Origin of the sequence: Halobaculum sp. D14 (genome assembly GCF_051195135.1) — an archaeon.
In the GTDB taxonomy this organism is placed as follows: domain Archaea; phylum Halobacteriota; class Halobacteria; order Halobacteriales; family Haloferacaceae; genus JBNTKA01.
Genome location: NZ_JBNTKA010000001.1, coordinates 98,464 through 113,818 on the forward strand (window position 1 = coordinate 98,464; position 15,355 = coordinate 113,818).

At 57.6% G+C, this 15,355-nt stretch carries 11 protein-coding genes; 6 read left to right on the top strand and 5 right to left on the bottom strand.

Features of this window, described 5'->3' with window-relative positions; genetic code table 11:
* Positions 1–11 precede the first annotated feature (11 nt).
* On the bottom strand, positions 12–2,471 hold the full coding sequence (locus ACQUST_RS00450) for an ATP-binding protein (RefSeq protein ID WP_435123807.1): 2,460 nt from the start codon (positions 2,469–2,471) through the stop codon (positions 12–14).
* Between the two features lie 226 nt (positions 2,472–2,697).
* On the opposite strand from ACQUST_RS00450, the gene ACQUST_RS00455 reads away from it, so the two are divergent.
* The 3 genes from ACQUST_RS00455 to ACQUST_RS00465 are packed head-to-tail and all read left to right on the top strand — an operon-like array spanning position 2,698 to position 9,571.
* Positions 2,698–5,916, top strand: coding sequence for an ATP-dependent DNA helicase (locus ACQUST_RS00455; RefSeq protein ID WP_435123808.1), 3,219 nt, complete (start codon positions 2,698–2,700; stop codon positions 5,914–5,916).
* A gap of 11 nt (positions 5,917–5,927) precedes the next feature.
* Entirely contained in the window at positions 5,928–6,830 is a 903-nt protein-coding gene (locus ACQUST_RS00460) for a DUF2797 domain-containing protein (RefSeq protein ID WP_435123810.1), read from the top strand.
* Entirely contained in the window at positions 6,827–9,571 is a 2,745-nt protein-coding gene (locus ACQUST_RS00465) for a Piwi domain-containing protein (RefSeq protein ID WP_435123812.1), read from the top strand. The genes ACQUST_RS00460 and ACQUST_RS00465 overlap by 4 nt, the downstream gene beginning before the upstream one ends.
* Before the next feature lie 388 nt (positions 9,572–9,959).
* On the opposite strand, the gene ACQUST_RS00470 is transcribed toward ACQUST_RS00465, so the two are convergent.
* The gene (locus ACQUST_RS00470) at positions 9,960–10,826 is read right to left on the bottom strand and encodes an HNH endonuclease (RefSeq protein WP_435123813.1); all 867 of its coding nucleotides are present in this window, start codon (positions 10,824–10,826) and stop codon (positions 9,960–9,962) included.
* Between the two features lie 97 nt (positions 10,827–10,923).
* Positions 10,924–11,199, bottom strand: a complete 276-nt coding sequence (locus ACQUST_RS00475; protein ID WP_435123815.1) for a hypothetical protein — start codon at positions 11,197–11,199, stop codon at positions 10,924–10,926.
* A 407-nt stretch (positions 11,200–11,606) separates the two neighbouring features.
* On the opposite strand from ACQUST_RS00475, the gene ACQUST_RS00480 reads away from it, so the two are divergent.
* On the top strand, positions 11,607–11,885 hold the full coding sequence (locus ACQUST_RS00480) for a hypothetical protein (RefSeq protein WP_435123817.1): 279 nt from the start codon (positions 11,607–11,609) through the stop codon (positions 11,883–11,885).
* A 325-nt stretch (positions 11,886–12,210) separates the two neighbouring features.
* Here the strand turns inward: ACQUST_RS00480 and ACQUST_RS00485 are convergent, their stop codons facing one another.
* Both ACQUST_RS00485 and ACQUST_RS00490 read right to left on the bottom strand, forming a co-directional pair.
* On the bottom strand, positions 12,211–12,915 hold the full coding sequence (locus ACQUST_RS00485) for a hypothetical protein (protein WP_435123819.1): 705 nt from the start codon (positions 12,913–12,915) through the stop codon (positions 12,211–12,213).
* Positions 12,915–13,808, bottom strand: coding sequence for a hypothetical protein (locus ACQUST_RS00490; RefSeq protein ID WP_435123821.1), 894 nt, complete (start codon positions 13,806–13,808; stop codon positions 12,915–12,917). Before ACQUST_RS00490 ends, ACQUST_RS00485 begins: the two co-directional genes overlap by 1 nt.
* Positions 13,809–14,114: 306 nt before the next feature.
* Between ACQUST_RS00490 and ACQUST_RS00495 the strand changes: the two genes are divergently transcribed.
* Positions 14,115–14,897 carry a hypothetical protein gene (locus ACQUST_RS00495; protein ID WP_435123822.1) on the top strand — a complete coding sequence of 261 codons (783 nt, stop codon included), beginning with the start codon at positions 14,115–14,117 and terminating at the stop codon, positions 14,895–14,897.
* A gap of 193 nt (positions 14,898–15,090) precedes the next feature.
* The gene (locus ACQUST_RS00500; protein ID WP_435123823.1) at positions 15,091–15,264 is read left to right on the top strand and encodes a DUF7535 family protein; all 174 of its coding nucleotides are present in this window, start codon (positions 15,091–15,093) and stop codon (positions 15,262–15,264) included.
* Positions 15,265–15,355 lie beyond the last annotated feature (91 nt).

The following is a 15,355-nucleotide window of genomic DNA, read 5'->3' on the forward strand; positions in this document are numbered from 1 at the left end:
ATCGGAGTGCTTTATGAGATCATTGAGCGGATGCGTTGGTACCGTTCAATGACATCAAGGAGTCGTTCACCGACCTCTTCTGGATTGGCTTCTGAGTCTAACTCCAGCACACGATAGAGTTCTTCTCTTTCATCCCCGCTAAGTCCTCCGATGAGCAGGGGGCCATCCTCATCACCGATCTCGGCAATGGCCTCCTCGGGGACTTCGCCGGTCAACAGATCAACTACACGATTCTCAACATCCTCTTGCTCCGCATCCTCTGTTAGACCCAGTCCGCGACAGAATGCTTCCCGCTTCTCCTCCGGGACTCGAATTACAAGGCCGCTCTGCTCCGGCTCGTGGGTTACCGATGTCTCCCGCTCGTCATAAGATGGAGTCGATGTCGCGGTGTTAGTATCGGATTTCGTTTCACGGGTAGTATCCTGTTGAGACTGCCCTAATCTGGACTGGGCATTATTATTAGCAGACTCTGATGAGTCGGATGAGGTGGTTGATGCGTCTCGTGATGCAACTGTCGTTTCTCGTGTACTAGCTCCCTCTGAATCCTGTTCCTGCTTCGGCTGAGGGCTTTCCTTACTGTCGGGCTCCTTTCTACTCGAGGGAGAAGTGTCACTCCCGTCCTCAGTTGAATCTGACTCGACGGTCGTTTCCTCTTGCTCGGGCTCGGCTTCCTCCGCCAATTCGTCTAACACCTCCAGCCCTGACAGATCCGCTCTATTCAACCTGCGCTTCATCTCCTCCTCGTACCGTGGGAGCTGCCACTCGTTGAACTCCTCCGTCTCATCGGTCGCCCGGACTCGCTGGTCAGTATGGTCGTTGACGAGGGCTTTAATGTCGGAAATCACCGGTAGGTTGCGGTCGTCATCAAGATTCGCGTACATCTGTAGAGCCCCCTCGTACAACTCCACCTGCATTCCTTCAGGGATCGGTAGTACGTCCTCACTGGGCCCCGTGACGTTGGCTGGGGAGTCAGGGGTGTACTCGTCGTTCGGCTCATACTCGGAATCAGAGATACCCTCGAAATAGTTGAAGTAGGCTGGCTTTTCGTAGGGTTTTGTGGATTCTTCGTCAATAATACGCAATTCTCTATGAAGTCTGACAATACCTTTGAGCCGGTCTCGTTCCGGGTACCGACGGGCCGAACGCCCCCGAATCCCCTTTCCGGGTTTCGTGTTGAATCGGGGATTGTTCTTTTTGGAATTCGACTTGTCGACTGTCTCAATTTCACCCCCATTGGCAGCATGCATCTCCGTCTCGGGATAGGCCGAGAGCATCCAGACCGGAAGTGCCTCATACTCTTGCCGTCGGTACTCCGCCAACGCGTTCCCAGCGACACGGAGTAGATCGTCAGTGACGCTCATGGTCGGATCAAGTCCCGTCTTTAGATCGTTCCACGGCATCGCGCGGGACGATCCTCGAATGTCTATCTGACAGACCAACCGTCCGTGGCCCCGTGCCGTTCTGAACTTGCCCAGATAGGAGGAGGAGAACAGGTCGTTTTCAGTGTCCCGAAACAGGACATTTCGGTTGTTCATAGAGATAGTTAGGCCAGCGTCATTCGGTTGAGAGTCAAGCATCAACCCCACCGTAATATCGACTTGCAGCATCTCCTCTTCGCCAGTGTACTCGTCGACCGACTCGAAGGGGATCTCAGTGTACGTTCGGGGATTCAGTCCATCGAACGGCAGATAGCTGAATGAAATTCGCTCAGGAGGCTCGATTTTATGTTCTCCGGAGGGATCCTCTAATTTCAGTTCGAATTCGATCGGGCCCTCCGAGCCAATATCGATCCCATCACGGAGAATGTTCTCGTAGAGCCCATCGAAGTCGAGGAGAGTCCCATCACGGGCAATCTCCTTGGGGTCGTCGATGTCGTCAATCTCCTCGGCGCCCAACAGATCTTCCCATTCAGTTTTCAGTTCTCTAATAACAATCCGGGTACAGCCCTCCTCCAGATCAACCTCGTATCGCTCTGATTCGTATATCTCCTCATCAACCTCGCTGGAATTGGTCTGAAATTCGGCCGCATCGACATCGAATGCCCAGCCTTGGTCGCTTCCATCTGCTCGGGACTGGTAGCTGATTTCGTTCCCGACGGCAATGAGCCGCTTCGCCCCGACCCCGAACCGGCCGATGCTGTGATTAGGTGTCTCCGATCTCCCCAGCTGGAAAAACTTCCCGAGTTCGTCCGGAAGAACACCACCGGCATTGTCTTCGATCACGATGACGTCCTCATCGTCGTCCCACTCACCGGTCGGCCAGTAGCCGATTGTCACCTGCAGGCTCTCTGGAGGTTCGTGGCCTTCTTCCACGCGCGATCGCACGTGGTCGATACTGTTGTCCACCGTCTCGGCTATCGCCTGAGAGCCTGACGCTCCCGAAGCGAAGGCACGGTAGATGGAAGGGAGGGGTTGGTAGCGAACGGTATCATCGGAGTCATCCTGCTCTTGTGGTGCGTCGTTAGATGGCATCGTACTTCTCCTTGCAGTGCGTCTTTGCTGCTTATGACCGCTCCTATTATGCGTAACAGCAAAAGGGTTGCTGTAGACGTTACTAACCCTAAGATTGAAGTGGGTTGTAATGCATCGTTATTGATACGCCCAATGAGCGCAGTAAGGGAAGACGCGGTATTGATATGCATCACAAGGTGTCGAGGGGTGGAGAAGGCACTCGCTCCAGCAAGAGGTAACTGAAGATATGACCGATGGAGACGACTCCGACAGCACAGAGGAATGGACGGTTGATCGCCTGCTCGTCGAACTCGAGCGCATCAACCGCGAACGAACCGACGACGACTGGGCCTTCGACCCGGCCCAGCGAGAGGCTATCCGCCACGGTAAAGGCCCGCTCTACTGCACGGCGGGCCCCGGGAGCGGGAAGAGTGAGGTCGTGGTTGCCCGGGCGCTGAAGCTAGTGGTAGTCGAAGGGGCCGACCCCCAGAGCATTATGCTCACCACCTTCACCGAAAAGGCCGCCCAGAACCTCCAAGATCGACTAGAAGATCGTCTCAACGCACTCGGACTCGCAGATGAGATCGACGTCGCCGATATGTGGATCGGTACGCTCCACCAGCTGTGCGCCGACATCATGCGAGAGCATCGCTACGAGGGATACCAGAACGTCGAGCTGCTAGACGAGGACGCCCAGCGTCTGTTCGTCCGCCGCGAGAGCGACTTCGTGGGCTTTCTCGCAGGCGACGAGGTTCTCGACGAGTGGGACTGCGCGGGCGGAATTTACGACGACGGCGAGCAGTGGCGGATGTTCGAGGAGGCCTTCGACGCTAACGTCAACCAGTCCTACGGGCCAAATCGGTATCAGGCCACGAAAGTCGCAACTACCCTCTTGAACCGCATCTCCCAGTACCGAGCGGACATCGACGCGCTCGGCTCTTCGAGCGTCCCTCACCAGCGAGTGCTCGCCAAAGCCTACGAGGAGTACGAGGAGGCCCTGCGCGAGGCCCGACGCTGCGACTTTGCCCGACTGCAGGAGCGGTTCCTCGAATTCCTCGACACCGACGCCGGCCGGACGTTCCTTCACGGGGACGACGACCGGGACTATCCCCCGCTGCGACACCTCCTCGTCGACGAGGCCAACGACGTCAACCCGCTCCAGCAGGAGATCTACCTCCGCCTCACCGAAGCGATGTCGCGGCCGAACATCACCGTTGTGGGGGACGATGACCAGTCACTCTACCGATTTCGCGGCTCGTCAGTCGACCGCTTTATCACTTTCCCGGAGGAGATCGCTGACCGGATCGGTATCGCCGAGGATGACGTCCGGCACATTCAGCTACGGCGCAACCATCGGTCGCGCGAGGACATCGTCAGGTGGTGTAATCGCTACATCGGCGAGCACCCCACGATGCAGGCGGACGACGCCCGCGCGGACGGCAAGGAGCCTATCGAGCCGACCCGGGATTCAGAGAAACCACGCGTCAAGCTACTTAAGGGAGATACGGAACAGGCGACGGCCGAGCAGGTAGCAGACGCGATTGAGGCCATGCACGACGAGGGGTACATTCAGGACTACAGTCAGGTCGCGCTCCTGTTCAAGAGTACCCGTGAGCAGTGGACGCAGTGGGGCACCTCCATCACTTTCGTCGGGAGGGTCGTACGGGCTCTTGAAGATCGGGGCATCCCCGTCCACAATCCCCGGAATAAGGCCTTCATGGAACACGACGAGACGCAGTTTGTCCTCGCCGCAATGGCACGCTGTTTCGACCCCGGGCTGGAGTACGCCGACGACAACCTTCTCGGTGGCCTCGCGGACGACTTCGACGACTGGCAGGCCACCTATGACCGGCTTGTCGACACACACGACGCCGAGGAGCTAGAGGCGTATGTCGAGCGCACCGCCGAGATGGTGCGCGGCGCCGACGACGGCGACATCCTCGGCGTCTCTCCCCTCGAGGTCTTCCATCGCATCCGCTCGTGCAGCCCTCTTTCGGACTGGACGCAGGGAGACAATCGAGACCCCGCGCGGGCGAAGCGTCTTGGCCGGCTCACGGACTTACTGAAGGCGTTCGCGAACATGGCCAGTGGCCTCACGGGTAACCGGAAGCTCCGCAGCACGACGCATCCCCGCTGGGACACGGTGTCCGTAAAGTTCCTGCGCGAGTTCTACTGGCACTTCGCGCAGTACCTCTCAGGCATGGACTTAGACGACCCCGAGGACGAGTACGACCAGATCCCGTCCGGGTATGTTCAGGTCATGACTGTCCATCAGGCAAAGGGACTGGAGTTCCCAGTCGTCTTCGCGGGCGACCTTCCCAACAAAGCACGTGTGGGAAGCACGTACTGGATTGAGGAGAACTTCCGCGCCCCCGTCCGCGGACGGAGTCTACCTCCAGCCTCAACCCGCGAGGAGCGCGATAGAATCCGTCGCTACTACGTCGCCTACTCAAGGGCGGAGGAGAATCTAATACTGGTCGGACACGACGACGAACTCGACGAGAATCCGGACGAGCCCCTCACCTCGCTCGGGTTCACCGAGGATGGACGGGCCGTGACACCACAGTGGTTCGACGGAACGCGACGCGTCGAGGAGCCAGAGGACGTCGCTAACCTATCCGACACCGTCGGTGAGCCAGACGACGGTGATGTCCGCCGACCCTACAGCATTGTCGGCGACGTGTTGGCCGCCCGAAAGTGCCTGCGGCAGTACGGGTTCGCCAACGAGTACGGTTTCGAGATGACTCGGACGACCCAACTGTTCTACGGAAAGGTCGTCCACGAGACGCTTGACTTCGCCCATCAGCATTATCGGGGCGAGATCGAAGGCGTCGAGGGCGGCGAGATTCCGTCAGAAGACGAGCTCCGAGAGTACTTCGACGACGTGGTCGCGGCCATCCGCGAGCAGCACGGCCTCGCAGTGAACAACGAGGCGGTCGAGACGGCCTTCGAGTACATCCATCGGTTCAACGTGCGCGAGGGGCCCAACCTCTATCCGCGCGTCATCGACACCGAGCGCCGGCTGACCCACGGGGCTGACGAGTACCGGCTCGAAGGAGTAGTCGACGTTCTTGCCGACGAGCCGGGTGGCGAGACAGAGATTTGGGACTATAAAGCAAGCAACCGACCTGACCCGGATGACGAGGACGAACTAGAAGACTACCGCGAGCAGCTGTACGTCTATGCCATCCTCTACAAAAATCAGCACGGCTACTATCCCGACACGGGGGTCGTCTACTTCATCAACGAGGACGACCCTGAGAAGGCTCGATTCGAGGTCGACTTCACCGAAGGAGTGGTCGAGGGAGCCCTTGACCGGTTCGAGACGACGGTGGAGAAGATAGAACGGGCACGGGAGGCCGACAGCTGGTCAGAGATCGATTTCGACGACGCGCCTGACGAGGCGACCTGCGCAGAGTGTGACTTCCGCTGGGACTGCCCGGCGGCCGACTTCGATGACCGCTAAAAGAGATTAGTATGAACGGGTATCAAGTCGGCCTCAATTCCTTCGAAAACTCGACAGAAAACTTCCCATTCCGGCGAGAGGGGTACTTAGACCATCTCACGTGGCACAGTGGTAGGCCCGCCCTGCGGTTCTTCGGGTTCGGCGACCCGGTCAACTGTGACGCGCTGATCGGGGAAGAGATCCGAGTCACGGTTCACGACGACCGCGTCTGCTCGTCGTGTGGCGACGATGTCGATCCCGACCGAGACGTTTGCTGGGACTGTGCCGACTCCCCACCGATGACTCCCTGTATCTGGAGTCCGGGAACAGAATGCTCGTGGGGAGACTGTCCCTATCCAGAGTACAAACGGGACGCGTGCGCCCACACGTTTGTCGTCTACCTCGTAGCCAAGGACACTATCAAGGTCGGAATCACCCGGGCCGACCGCAGACAGGCCCGCTGGGCGGAGCAGGGTGCGACCCACGCGATCATCATCGGCGAGTGTCACAACCGGAAGGTCGCCGGCATCGTCGAGATGTGCCTCGCGGAGGAGTACCCCTCGAAAGCCGACAGTTCGTGGTACGTGCCTGTCGATGATCCCGTCGGGTCTCTGGTCGAGGCCGCCGACGAGGCGGGGCAGTACTTCCCGGACAGACTCGACGGATGCTACACGCTCCATGACATGAGTGCCGCTGAAACCCGGAAGCGAGTCGTCTCCGTCCCCGACAGGGGGAATCAAGTGAACGACGAGGTCGTGGCGGGGAACTCGGAGCTGTCGAAGGGCGACCGACAGCGGGGTCGCGTGGTGGGTGTTCGGGGAAGCGTCATCGCGACCGAGTCGTTCACGTTCAACGCCAATCTGCACGCCGGGACACGAGTCACGCTCGAAACCACGGGCGACCTCGCGATGCCCAAGGAGGATTCCAACACATGACCGACGACATCATCAGGCTGGAGGGAACCGACGTACAGAATGTCCTCGAAGAGTACCAGACGTACACAGTCGTGGTGACGGTCAGGGGCGTGTATAGCAACCCAGATCAGGGCTCCGGAAATCGCAAGCTGCAGTACACCGACGGCACCGGGACGACGCGCTACCTCACCCTCTGGGCGAGCAGCACACCCGATCCGGTGTACGATTTCGACTTCAAGCAGGACGTGAGCTACACACTCACTGCAGTCCAGTTCACCACAAATGAATCGGACGGGCGAGTGTTCTACAATCTGAACGCGACCGAGGAGACGGAGGTCAGCCGCGGGCCGCCGGCGGTCGATAGCGCAAACGAAACGGGGCCCGAGACCGGTGCGTCCCAAGGCTCGATTTCGGATTCACCCGGTGTCGCCGACAAAGGCACTGCCGCAGAGAAACAGGAACAGGATCACACAGAAGCGCCTCCTTCTCTGGATGAACATATTGACGATGCTCTCTCGGAAGTTCCCGACCCGGCGACCACGCCAACAGGGCATGCGTTGACCGGCTTTGCGAGCACTGGTCGCGTCGACTCCCTGAACGTTCACGAGTACGAGTTGGTAGCGGTCAACGGCTATTTGCCCGACGACGACGAGGACGCCCTCCGCGACACGTACAAGGTTCGCAGGCAGGTCGTCCGCCAGCACGACGAACGGCCGGTCGTTGCGGTCGTCGACCCGCTCCGACTGGTGAGCCTTGGGGAGATCGACGGGGACGCAATCGACATCGACGACTTCCGGCTCGAAGCGGCCGAGACGCGCCGCCTCAAATATGACCGGCCAGAAGATCGCCAGATCCTCAAGGACTTCCTCGAGACGAAGGTGAAGCGCCAGTTGGAAGGCGACTTCCGGACGCGCCACGGCATTCACAAGATCCTCTCGCAGGAGCCGATCGTCGAGAAGGAGAATTTCCGGCTCCACGAGCGATACAACCTCTCGTTCACGGTGACCTCCGAGGGGCGCCTCTACCTCTTCGTCGACTTCCGGCACAAGATCATCTCGGACTATGGGCTCGACGAGGTCGACCAGTCCCGACTCTATCGGGGGCTTCGCGTGAACGTGACGTATCGCGAGTCGGGGAAGGGAGCGTATCTGGACGAGCTGTTGCAGAAGCGGGCTACCGACTCGCTCCGCCAGCTGGGCAACCGGAGCGTCGTCCAGTACCACCGTGACGCGAAGCAGGTGCCGAAACGGACAGTCGACGAGTTCGAGCGGGCAGACCGGCGGGTGGTGCAGGTCACCAAGCAGGGTAGCCTCGACACGGAGACATACCCGCAAGAGCTGCTCGTCCTCCAGCCCCACTTTGAGAATCTCAAATCGTTCGCTCCCGCATTCAACGAGGCCACTCAGGGGAAGACTCGGCTGTCCGCACAGCGGTGTCTGGAGCGAAGCACGTCGTTCGTCGAGAGGCTCGATCCGATCCCGCTTCAGGACTCCGCCGTGACGTTCGACCCGACACCGCTGTCGGAGAGCGAGACGTACTCAATCGAACGCCTCTTCGAGACCGACGCCGACATCCTACAGTTCGGCGACGGCCAGTCTGGAGACCACCCAAAGCGGATCACATCGAATTCTGTCTACCAGCCCCCTTCGGAATTCAACGTCTGCATCGTCCACCCCGACAGGGGCCCCCACGCCGAGCGGTGGACGAACCTCAAGCAGATACTCTCCCGGATAGGTGCCGAGGCCGACGATGTCGACCGCTATGAGTACAGCATCGATGACACAGCCGACGCGATCTACGGCGACCTCATTTGCGACATCCCGGACGAGAACGACCACACCGCGGCATGCGTCATCCTGCCGCCTGACGACTTCAACCTCGGGGCGAGTGATCCGAGCGACATCTACCACGAGGTCAAAAAAGCCCTCAGGCAGAAGCACATCGACAGCCAGATGGCACACATCGACACGCTCGGCGACGATAACGCGTTGCCGAACGTCGCCCTCGGACTCATCGCAGCCGCCGGGGGCGTCCCCTTCACCGCCGAGGACTCAATGCCGGGCGACGCCGACCTAATCATCGGGATCGACGTCTCGCACCGCTACCCGAAAGATAGCGACGACCGCGTCCATATCGCTGCTTCAACCACGAGCATCTACGACGACGGGACAATCCTCGGGTACACATCGGCGAACCCGCAAGCGGGCGAAAAGATCCCGCCCGGCAAGCTCAAGGATATCGTCCGGCAGGCGGTCGTCGGCTACAAGCAGGAGCGGGGGGAGTATCCGAACCACATCGTAATCCACCGCGACGGATTTATGGACGAGGATCTGAGCCCTGTCGAGGAACTGCTCGCCGAACTCTCGATCACTTACGATATCGTTGAGATCCGAAAACAGTCGCCCGGTCGCATCCTTAACCTTGAAGACGGCCAAGCGAGCGTTCCCGACAAGGGGGTTGCGGCACTGAACAAGAGCGACGACCACGCTATCCTCGCCTCGTTCGGGAAGCCAGAGTCACAGGCTACAAGCCAATATACAGGACTCCCCCAACCGATTCAGGTGGAACGGGAAGTAGGCGATACAGACATTAGGACACTCGTATCGCAGGTGTACCTCCTCTCGCAGTCACACATCGGTGCGATAAGTGCAACTGCCCGACTCCCGATCACGACCTATTATGCCGACCGGGCAAGTGAGGCGGCCGCCGAAGAATACCTACCACCAACCTCGAAACTTCGGAAGAATATCGGGTTCCTCTGACTCACCCAGATCCTTATGGCCGGCGAGTTGGACGCGTAAACCGATGACGGCCGCCCATCGGCAGCGTCACACAGTGACTCTCTCTGACGGTCGCTCGTTGCAAATCGAGGCCGTTCGCCGCGACGACTGGGAGGGGCTGGATGATACCTGTCCTGAGTGTAGTAGTACCGAGTTCGAACACGTCCAGTTCGAAGGAGGTCGCTATGGGCGCTCGGACGACGCGGTCATCCTACGGACGGACTACTGGGATCGGAAGGGGAGCCTGTACACCGTCTGCAAGGAGTGTGACAAAGTGCTATACAAACACCCGGCATATGATTTGCTCCGAGAACTGCAATGGGGAACTTCATCTCCGGACTAAACAGCAAACCAGAATCAATCGTCCTGACTATAGTTCGACAGACGAAACGGTCTCGTTGTGGTACGAGAGGAATGTCGCGGCCAAATTATGGTCGGAGCGAACGTTTAGCTGTGCGCCGTCAACGCGGCCGTCGTACTGGTGGCTGATTGTAAGGTCGTCGGGATCAACGGCAATCACTCCATAATCGAAGTCAGCATGGTGATTAGGGCAGAGGACTACGATGTTCGATTCGTCGTCGGGGCCGTGGTGAGGGTCGCCGAGTGGTTTGATATGGTGAGCCTCGGCGTAGGGATTGTCTGGCCCCTGTTTCCGTCGATCGCCACATACCTGACAGGTGTGCGAATATCGGTGTTTGAGTTCTTTTACGAGGCTCGTGTTGCGAATAATGCGACTGACTTCTGTCTCGGTTCGTTGGGGCGGTTTCAGATCAGTTGGTTCCTCGTCAACGGCAGTCACTTCGGTGAGATGGGACAACTGGGCTTCCGACCAGAACTTATGGACATCGGTGAGGTGTGTTCGCCAAATCTGATGTCGTTTCTCATCGCTCTCGGGTACGTTCTCACCGATCGCTTCAAGCAGGCTGAAAAACCCCGGCCCCGGCCCTTCCTCGTTCTTCCGCATTACGACCGCTGAGATAGGTGGACGTCCCTGCTCGTCCTCAAAGATACCAATGATACCGAGAATTTTTCCGATGTCCTCACCGGGGGCGATCGTGAATCCATCAGTTACCTCCCAGTAGGATGTAGTTCTCCCTTCATGGGCGATCTCGGTTAGCCGTGGATAAAGCCGCTCAATCTTCTCAAATAGAGTGTCCCGGTTTAGACGCGTTGGCATTCGTTCCTCGCCATACGCAATTTGCTCTATAAGCTGGCGGTCGGACTCGGTAAGTCGCATATTTAAGACTTATATCAGACTACCATCAAACTTGGTGCGGATTCCCGGCTCCGTTCCTGAGATGTACCAAAACAAAGATCTACGCTCTATTTCTAAGTTATTCCGACCAGCACCGAACTGGCCCCGAATTTTTCTCTTCTCCGTCGGCGGAAATGTCGCAGACGAAGAACTCCCCTGACGGATAAATGATCATTCGATCTTCGTCGTCGTTTTCGACTGACGCGACCCCTTCAGCTGTCCACTCCGCGTTCTCATTTCCACGCCATGTGTAGTAGTCCTTCTCGCCCGCCATCGCGAAATCAAGGATGCCGGTTCCACTGCAGAGTATATGTTCAACGCGTTCAAGCCGTGTGTCGTCCGTGATTGTTGGCATAGGATCTGAGACGTTTGCACAGCCCGTAAAGGGTTGGGAAGGCTTTTGGGATCGTCATTAGATCTCGTCAACGTGGGCGGGTACCAACTGCTGTAACAGGTTGACCGGACGCTTCATTTCAAGCTGTTTCCGCGACTTTGCGAAGTTGGCCCCGATGAACTTCTTGACTGAGTTGCGGGTCAAAAGTTCGAGCACACCATTCATCTCCACTGATTAATTGGGGCGCCCCACTCCAACATATTCGAGTACGTGGGCTTGGGGGAGCGGAGCGATCCCTCTTCGATAATTCGGGTATGCTGCAAGCCGGCATTTATCAATCAGGACGGGCCCTCTGAGCTTGAGATGCCAACGAGATTTGCGTCACTGGACGAGGCACGGGAGACGTTGACAGATGATCCGAGAAGGACGTGGATGCCTTGTTCGATGCTGTGGATGTCGCAACAGAGTCGTTGATTGATGATTACGACCTACAAGGCGAGGTCGACAAAGAGACTGTGCAACGGTGGCTGCAGATCGGTTCAGCAGAAAATATTGCGTGGTTTGTCGACGAGGGAGTGTTGGATGTGGACGAATTGGATGATTTCATCAGCGATCTCGGCGCATCCGAGATGGAGACAGTCGCTGGACGGGTGGCCACGAAGCATAAGGACTTGATGCGTCTGTCTGAAGTGATTTTGTCGGGCTGATGTAGTGATGAGCCTTGTTTCAGTGGTGTAGTCCACTAATGGGTACTACGGGTAGGTTGGGAACTGTACCGGCGGGGATTAACTGATTCGACAGACTGTCCTTCTCCCGTATAGTAGTCACAATAGGTCGGTCTTCATACGCATCTCACGCCGGTTTTAGACGAGGAGTGGGGTAAATCGGTGACCGATCCGGGGCGAGCGGGAGAATGACGTTCCTCCTTCGGCATAGCTGAGCATCCCGGAAATCGTTATTGGCCCGAGATGCTAAAACAGGGCTTCGTAGAGTTCACAATACCCTCCAAGGACAGTATTGGGGTACGTTTGTTCACTCGATCGATGCCAAGAACTCCTGCTTGTCGATGTCCGACGTAATCACTGGCTTGATACCGCCGAGGTACTCCGTCGAGGGGTTCCACGCATCCAGCCACTTCTCCCGGAAGTAGTAGTTCCCCACATCTTGTCGCCCCCCACTTAGCTTGATGGCCTCGTCCAGCAGGCCGCCGGGTCGCTTCCCCTGTACGATCGCCAAATCAGAAAGGTGGCTCCGGTCACGACTTGCCAAGAAGCGTTTGATGTGTGCGTTTTCGCGATTCCGCTCGACTTCTCGCTCTAATGTGTCTACGTCGATCGAATTGAAATCGATGACCCGATCGACGGTGAAGTAGCCGATCAGATAGCGGTGCTTCGGCCGGGACTGACCCGGAGGGGTCAACCCGCAGTAAAATCCGAGAACGTCATTTTCTTCCAGTGAGAGGAGCTTGCTCCGGGACTTTCCCGGGTCACCGAACGTCAGCGATTCGAAGTTCGGGTCATGATGGATCGGAACTTTCCCGAATGCCGCGGTCTCCTGTCCGTCGTGAACCACGTGCGTTAAGTACTCGTCAAATCCCTCGCTCTGGAAGGTTGCCGTTTCAGTCGTTTCGTACTGTTCGGGAATCGGAATGTACTCGAATGTTCCATCCTCGAAGATTGGCGGGCAATTTGAGGCGTTATTCGAGTCCGCCGCGATGCCCACGAGTACCAGACCCATTAGGTATCCTCCCCGACCGGCTCGAATCGTTCCAGAAGCTTAGCGAACCCCTTCGATTTCGGGTGGCCTTGATTGAACTCCTCATCTGGTCTCAGGGCAAATCGGGGATTTGTCCACCCGAGCCAGTATTCCGGTTCTGAGACGCACTTGACGTGATGCGGACTGTTGTCGATATGATCTTCCGGTTGTGGCCCTGCCTCTGTAGAACAGCCACATTCGGCGTCCATATCACCGTCGCCGTGCTGGTGGCCCGCTGGCGGGTACCGGACGCTTCCCATATCGTCAACGTGGCAGTCGCCACGGTTCTCCGCGAGAGGCGTGCGGTGAGAGGCGTGGGTGAACCTGTGCCTTACGGCCTCTCCCTCAAAGGTTCGGCGGAGGTACTGCCCGTAGTCCTCCATCTCGTCGAACCCGTGAGTGATCATCGCGGCGCTGGCCAGCCAGTTTCGATGAGAGTCTGCCCACTCCGGCTTGTCGTAGCTCGAATTTCTGGACGCACAGGTGAGAATGAACACTGGGTATTTCGGACGCCGGACTCCCTTCTCGTCAGGCTCTCTGAACAATCTCTGGAACGGATGATTCGGGTTGGCGGCATCGCTCTTCGTGGGTTCCCCTCGCATTCCCTTCTTGCACGTCGCGAGACTCCAGACTCCCCCGAAGAAATTGGGAGCACTCCCCGTCTGAGCTAATCCCGTCCCGGACTGGTACCGGACTGATTCGGCCACATAGGTGCGGCCTCGAGGCTTATTCGACTCGAAGCCGGCCACCTCACTCTCGTACCTGTCGATACAATTCTGCATCCACTCTCGGAGGCCGCTCAACTGCCGCACTCTATTGGCAGCCACCGGTTCGGTTGGTGACGTCCCAACCGCGTAATCAAGGTCAGACGACATATATGCTTAGTCCCGGTAGCGAGGTTACTTAATGGGTTTCCCGCACGACATAATTGGGGTGCTGCATCGAGATTCGTCACCCGCCGAAATCGGCAGTCCCTCGTAGACTTAACCCTCAGAGCAACGGTAGGTAACGAGCAAACCATTCTGTTTTGACTGGCATAGCTATGAGTGAACTAGTAGACCAAGCAAGGCTGTCACGGTTAGATTTAGCACTTTTCCAAACCCCATCGAATAGCCGGTGGATAAGACGTTCGGTAGTCGAGAATAGTGAAATATATCAACTATATCATATATTGTGGGAATATGCCAGATCCAGAATTTAGCGAATTCCAATTCGCTTACAGCGTCACTCGTGAACTCGAATCCAAAGTATTTCCATCAGGTTCAATCCCGCACTTTCCAACCCAGAATCAGGAAGCTGATCGAGGGTATGACTTGAACTTCAGTAATGGAGTGTCAAGTCTGTTCATCCAATATAAAAGATCGAAGCGACTTGACGATGGCCGGGCGAAGGATGAACAGTGGAACACATACGGAGATCGGTTCTACCGTTTTAAACTAAGAACATCGGACGATAGAGCGGAACCCGAGCAACATGAGATCCTGACACGATTGGCTCAAAGAGATTTACCAGTGTACTACGTTGCTCCAGAATTTGTTAAATGGATGGATTATCAGCAGTTTGCCCGCAATTCGACGATTCTACAACATTCTGCGTTCATCGACTGCGAAAATGCCCCGACACCCTTTGACGGCGACCAACATTATGTGTGCCATAGACCAGAGGATACAGTAGCGAGGTTCTTTTCTGAGGAGCCCAGAACGATGAACCGGTTGGACGCTAAGGAGACGAGTAGTAGATTAACGCAAGTGTTGATGGGATCTCCACCACAGTTCAATTCCTTCGAAGAGGCTACGTCCGAATTTAGGGAAATACGGGAAAACATCACGGAGGAGATGAGGATGCGTGAACAGATTAATCCAAGCGACTACACTGCTGATGATCAATCAATTTGGATCCGTGAGCAACAGCGGTTTTTCGAGGAGGTTCTGGGAATATCCGCGCATTTTTTCGAAACGGGTTGATAGACCGGTGTTACATTGGTGTTGTCGAGTGGGTCAGTTAGTAGTCACAACAGATCGGGCCGAGTAGTTGTAGTAGTCGTCCTTTCGTCCCATTTCCCTCCAGTAGCGGCCCGAAGCGGTTATGCCGTTCGCTCCGGCGGCCGGACGCGCCGTTTCCGGGGGGTTGAAGCCGGTCCGTGCGGAACGACCAGGCATGGCCGACGAAACGCAGTACTCACTCGGGATTCCCGCGGCGAAGGCGCGCGTCGTGCACATGAACGCGGCGGGGCTCATCGTCGCAGCCGCGTGCGCGCTGCTGCTGCTGCCGCTGCTCCCGTTCATCGTCGTCTACTACCTGCTGGCGGGCGCGAGCAGCGGCAGCCGCTAACGCGGTCCCGCGGTCCGCTGCCGTGCTGCCGCCGCACCGAGCCGTCGAGCCGCCGGTAGTCCGCGTTGTCCAAGCCGACCAATCTTGACGC

Bases quoted from the DNA above. Each gene is read 5' to 3' on its own strand.
- ACQUST_RS00495 (WP_435123822.1), top strand. From the start codon at position 14,115: ATGCCAGATCCAGAATTTAGCGAATTCCAATTCGCTTACAGCGTCACT.
- ACQUST_RS00485 (WP_435123819.1), bottom strand. From the start codon at position 12,915: ATGGGTCTGGTACTCGTGGGCATCGCGGCGGACTCGAATAACGCCTCA.
- ACQUST_RS00500 (WP_435123823.1), top strand. From the start codon at position 15,091: ATGGCCGACGAAACGCAGTACTCACTCGGGATTCCCGCGGCGAAGGCG.
- ACQUST_RS00450 (WP_435123807.1), bottom strand. From the start codon at position 2,471: ATGCCATCTAACGACGCACCACAAGAGCAGGATGACTCCGATGATACC.
- ACQUST_RS00465 (WP_435123812.1), top strand. From the start codon at position 6,827: ATGACCGACGACATCATCAGGCTGGAGGGAACCGACGTACAGAATGTC.
- ACQUST_RS00490 (WP_435123821.1), bottom strand. From the start codon at position 13,808: ATGTCGTCTGACCTTGATTACGCGGTTGGGACGTCACCAACCGAACCG.
- ACQUST_RS00455 (WP_435123808.1), top strand. From the start codon at position 2,698: ATGACCGATGGAGACGACTCCGACAGCACAGAGGAATGGACGGTTGAT.
- ACQUST_RS00470 (WP_435123813.1), bottom strand. From the start codon at position 10,826: ATGCGACTTACCGAGTCCGACCGCCAGCTTATAGAGCAAATTGCGTAT.
- ACQUST_RS00475 (WP_435123815.1), bottom strand. From the start codon at position 11,199: ATGCCAACAATCACGGACGACACACGGCTTGAACGCGTTGAACATATA.
- ACQUST_RS00460 (WP_435123810.1), top strand. From the start codon at position 5,928: ATGAACGGGTATCAAGTCGGCCTCAATTCCTTCGAAAACTCGACAGAA.